Source organism: Streptomyces sp. NPDC057307 (assembly GCF_042667665.1).
GTDB lineage: Bacteria > Actinomycetota > Actinomycetes > Streptomycetales > Streptomycetaceae > Streptomyces.
The window spans coordinates 1-3,602 of record NZ_JBHUZM010000263.1; the positions used below are offsets into that span (position 1 = coordinate 1).

Genomic DNA, 3,602 nt, shown 5'->3' on the forward strand with positions numbered 1-3,602 from the left:
GCCATTGCGCGTCCCTTCGCGTGTGTGCCGGGCACCGGGTACCCGGCACACACAGACGCTACGCGGAGGCGGCGGGTCAGTCCCGCTTGCCCGGGTCCGGCGCCGGGTCCGCGTCGGGCGCCGGGTCCGGGCCGGGTGCCGGGTCCGGCGCCGCGGCGGGGGCGAAGGACTCGACGGGGGCGGGAGCGGGAGTCCCCGTACGCCGCAGCCGCAGCCGGGCGCCGAACAGCAGCCACAACCCGAACAGCAACGCCAGCGCCACGACGAAGGGCAGGATCGCGGCCACGACCACCACCGTCCACCGCAGTACCGTCACGAACGCGTCCCAGCCGCCGCCGAGCGCGTCCAGGAAGCCCGGGTCGTCGTCCCCGGAGTCCTTCTCCTCCTTCGTCCGCTCGCTCAGTTCGAGCGTGATGGTCGCCATCGTCGTCCGGTCGGCGAGCGACGCCTGCTTGGCCAGCAGGGACTCCAACTCGGCCTGACGCGTGTTCAGTTGCGACTCCAGGGCCACCACGTCCGTGATGTCCTCCGCCTGGTCCATCAACTTCCGTACGCGGTTGACGCTCGCGCGCTGCGTCGCGATCCGGCTGTTCACGTCGACCACCTGCTCGGTGACGTCCTTCGCGTTCGCCGTACGCGACAACAGCTTCCCGGTGCCCGCCAGTTCGGCGAGGACGGAGTCGTACTCGGCCTCCGGGACCCGCAGCACGACGTTCGAGGCCACATGTGTGTCGTCGACGCGCTCCGTGGTCTCGTCCTCGATCGCACCGCCCGCGTCCAGCGCGACCGACCGGGCCACGGCGAGGGCCTTCGTGGCGCTCTTCACCTCCACCGAGAGGGTGGCGGTGCGGATCACATGTGTCTTCGCGGAAGCCTCGTCGACGGCCTTGCCGTTGTCCGCCCGCTGTTGGCCGTCGGCCTTCTCGGCCGCCGCGCCCGCCCCCTGCTCGCCCGTCTCCGCCCGGGCCGCGCTGTCGGCCTTCGAGTCTGCGCCGCCGTCCGAACTCACCCCGCTGCAGCCCGCCAGAGCGAGTGAGACGGTGAGAAGTGCTGCCGCGAATGCGGGAAGTGCACGCATGTCGGTCCCCCCAAGGATGCCGTGCGTATGTGTCGCCGGTTCGACGGACCGGCGCGGACGCGGGTTGCGCTTCTCCGGTCGCGAAGCGGTCACGGTCGGGACTCGGTACGGGCCGGGGCGCGCCCCGGGGGTCCGCGAGTGGTCTGAGAGAGTGGAGGCCATGGTGAGCAGTCCGAATCCCGCGCCTCCCGCCGGTCCCACGCCCCATGTCGTCGTCGTCGGGGGCGGCATCGCCGGCCTCGCCGCCGCCGACCGGCTGCTGTCCGCCGGAGCCCGCGTGACCCTCCTGGAGGCGACCGACCGCCTCGGCGGCAAACTCCGCACCGGCGAGATCGGGGGCGCGCCCGTCGACCTCGGCGCGGAGTCCATGCTCGCGCGCCGCCCCGAGGCCGTCGACCTCGCGCGCTCCGTGGGGCTCGCTGAGAGCCTCCAGCCCCCCGCCACGGCCTCGGCGTCCGTCTGGTCGCGCGGGGAGCTGCGTGCCATGCCCAAGGGCCATGTGATGGGCGTGCCGGGCGACGCCTCGGCCCTCGCCGGTCTGCTCTCCGTGGAAGGCGTCGCCAGGATCGGCCGTGAGCGGGACCTCGGACCGGCGTCGGTCGGCGACGACGTGTCCATCGGCGAGTACGTCGCTGAGCGGCTGGGGCACGAGGTCGTGGACCGGCTGGTGGAGCCCCTGCTCGGCGGCGTCTACGCGGGCGACGCCTACCGCATCTCGATGCGCGCCGCCGTCCCCCAGCTCTACGAGGCGCTCCGTACACATGACTCGCTGCTCGACGCCGTCCGCGCCGTCCAGGCCAAGGCCGCCGAAAACCCCCGCGCCGACGCCGTGTTCACCGGTATCGACGGCGGTGTCGGCAGGCTGCCGGGCGCCGTCGCCGACGCCGTACGGGCGCGGGGAGGCGACATCCGTACGGAGACGCCGGTCCTCGCCCTCACCCGCACCGCCGACGGCTGGGCCGTCAGGACCGACCAGGAGATCGTCGCCGCCGACGGGGTGATCATGGCGAACCCCGCCTGGTCCGCGTCCGCCCTCCTCGCGCACGAGTCACCCGCCGCGTCCGCCGAACTCGCCGGGATCGAGTACGCGTCCATGGCCCTGGTGACGATGGCCTTCCACCGCGCCGCGCTCACCGGCCTGCCCGACGGCAGCGGCTTCCTCGTCCCGCCCGTCGACGGCCGCACCATCAAGGCCGCCACCTTCTCCACCCGGAAGTGGAGCTGGGTCGCCGAGTCCGCGCCGGACCTGTTCGTCCTGCGTACGTCGATCGGCCGGTACGGCGAGGAGGACCAACTCCAGCGCGAGGACGCCGAACTCGTCGGGGTGTCCCTGCGCGACCTCGGCGCCGCGACCGGACTCGCCGCGCGGCCCGTCGCCACCGAGGTGACCCGGTGGATCGGCGGCCTGCCCCAGTACCCGGTCGGCCACCCCGCCCGCGTCGTCCGCATCCGCGACGCCGTCGCGAAACTCCCCGGACTGCGCGTCTGCGGCGCCCCGTACGACGGCGTCGGCATCCCCGCCTGCATCGCGAGCGCCCGGCGCGCCGCCGACGAGATCATGGCCACCCCGACCCTGGCGCGGGGCACGGATCGGGGCACGGGAGAATAGCCGTATGACTTCCGCACCAGACAAGACCCCCAACGCGGGCAAGAAGGCCAAGGATCTCAACGACGTCGTCCGCTACACGCTGTGGTCCGTCTTCAAGCTGCGCGATCTGCTGCCGGAGGACCGGGCCGGTTACGCCGACGAGGTCCAGGAGCTGTTCGACCAGCTCGCCGCCAAGGACATCACCGTGCGCGGCACGTACGACGTCTCCGGGCTGCGCGCCGACGCCGACCTGATGATCTGGTGGCACGCCGGGACCGCGGACGAGCTGCAGGGGGCGTACAACCTCTTCCGCCGTACGAAGCTCGGGCGGGCGCTCGAACCCGTCTGGTCGAACATGGCGCTGCACCGCCCCGCCGAGTTCAACAAGTCCCATGTGCCGGCCTTCATGGCCGACGAGACGCCTCGCGAGTGGGTGAGCGTCTATCCGTTCGTGCGCAGTTACGACTGGTATCTGCTGCCCGACGAGGAGCGGCGTACGATGCTCGCCGACCACGGAAAGATGGCCCGTGGATATCCGGACGTGCGCGCCAACACCGTGTCATCCTTCTCGCTCGGTGACTACGAGTGGATTCTCGCCTTCGAGGCCGACGAGCTGGACCGGATCGTCGACCTGATGCGTCATCTGCGTGGTTCGAAGGCACGGCTGTACGTACGGGAAGAGGTGCCGTTCTACACCGGCCGCCGCAAGTCGGTGGCGGACCTGGTCGCCGAACTCGCCTGAACCACGCCTGATCCACAGGCGCGGCCCGCGATCCGCGTAGCGTGATCGCACAACTGCATGACGGTCGGATCCGCCCCCGGGCGGCCCGGCCGTCCCACCCGGAAGATCAGACGACCGGCGGCAGCCCGCGGCCGGACCTCTCGTCCAGCGACACCGGGTTCGGCTCCGTGTGCGGCGCGCCCCCGGCGCGCCGC

3 protein-coding genes are annotated in these 3,602 nt (G+C 72.3%); 2 read left to right on the forward strand and 1 reads right to left on the reverse strand.

Features of this window, described 5'->3' with window-relative positions:
* Positions 1-76 precede the first annotated feature (76 nt).
* The gene (locus ACFUN8_RS37140) at positions 77-1,078 is read right to left on the reverse strand and encodes a DUF4349 domain-containing protein (RefSeq protein ID WP_383647806.1); all 1,002 of its coding nucleotides are present in this window, start codon (positions 1,076-1,078) and stop codon (positions 77-79) included.
* Positions 1,079-1,238: 160 nt separating this feature from the next.
* Between ACFUN8_RS37140 and hemG the strand changes: the two genes are divergently transcribed.
* Together hemG and hemQ are read left to right on the forward strand one after the other, a co-directional pair.
* Complete coding sequence (hemG, locus tag ACFUN8_RS37145) at positions 1,239-2,687, forward strand: protoporphyrinogen oxidase (protein ID WP_383647809.1); 1,449 nt, start codon at positions 1,239-1,241, stop codon at positions 2,685-2,687.
* A gap of 4 nt (positions 2,688-2,691) precedes the next feature.
* The gene (gene hemQ / locus ACFUN8_RS37150) at positions 2,692-3,408 is read left to right on the forward strand and encodes a hydrogen peroxide-dependent heme synthase (RefSeq protein WP_383647812.1); all 717 of its coding nucleotides are present in this window, start codon (positions 2,692-2,694) and stop codon (positions 3,406-3,408) included.
* The last annotated feature ends 194 nt before the right edge of the window (positions 3,409-3,602 follow it).

What these genes read in the sequence shown, in the direction of transcription:
- ACFUN8_RS37140 (WP_383647806.1), bottom strand. Translation starts at nt 1,078, where the DNA reads ATGCGTGCACTTCCCGCATTCGCGGCAGCACTTCTCACCGTCTCACTC.
- hemG (WP_383647809.1), top strand. Translation starts at nt 1,239, where the DNA reads ATGGTGAGCAGTCCGAATCCCGCGCCTCCCGCCGGTCCCACGCCCCAT.
- hemQ (WP_383647812.1), top strand. Translation starts at nt 2,692, where the DNA reads ATGACTTCCGCACCAGACAAGACCCCCAACGCGGGCAAGAAGGCCAAG.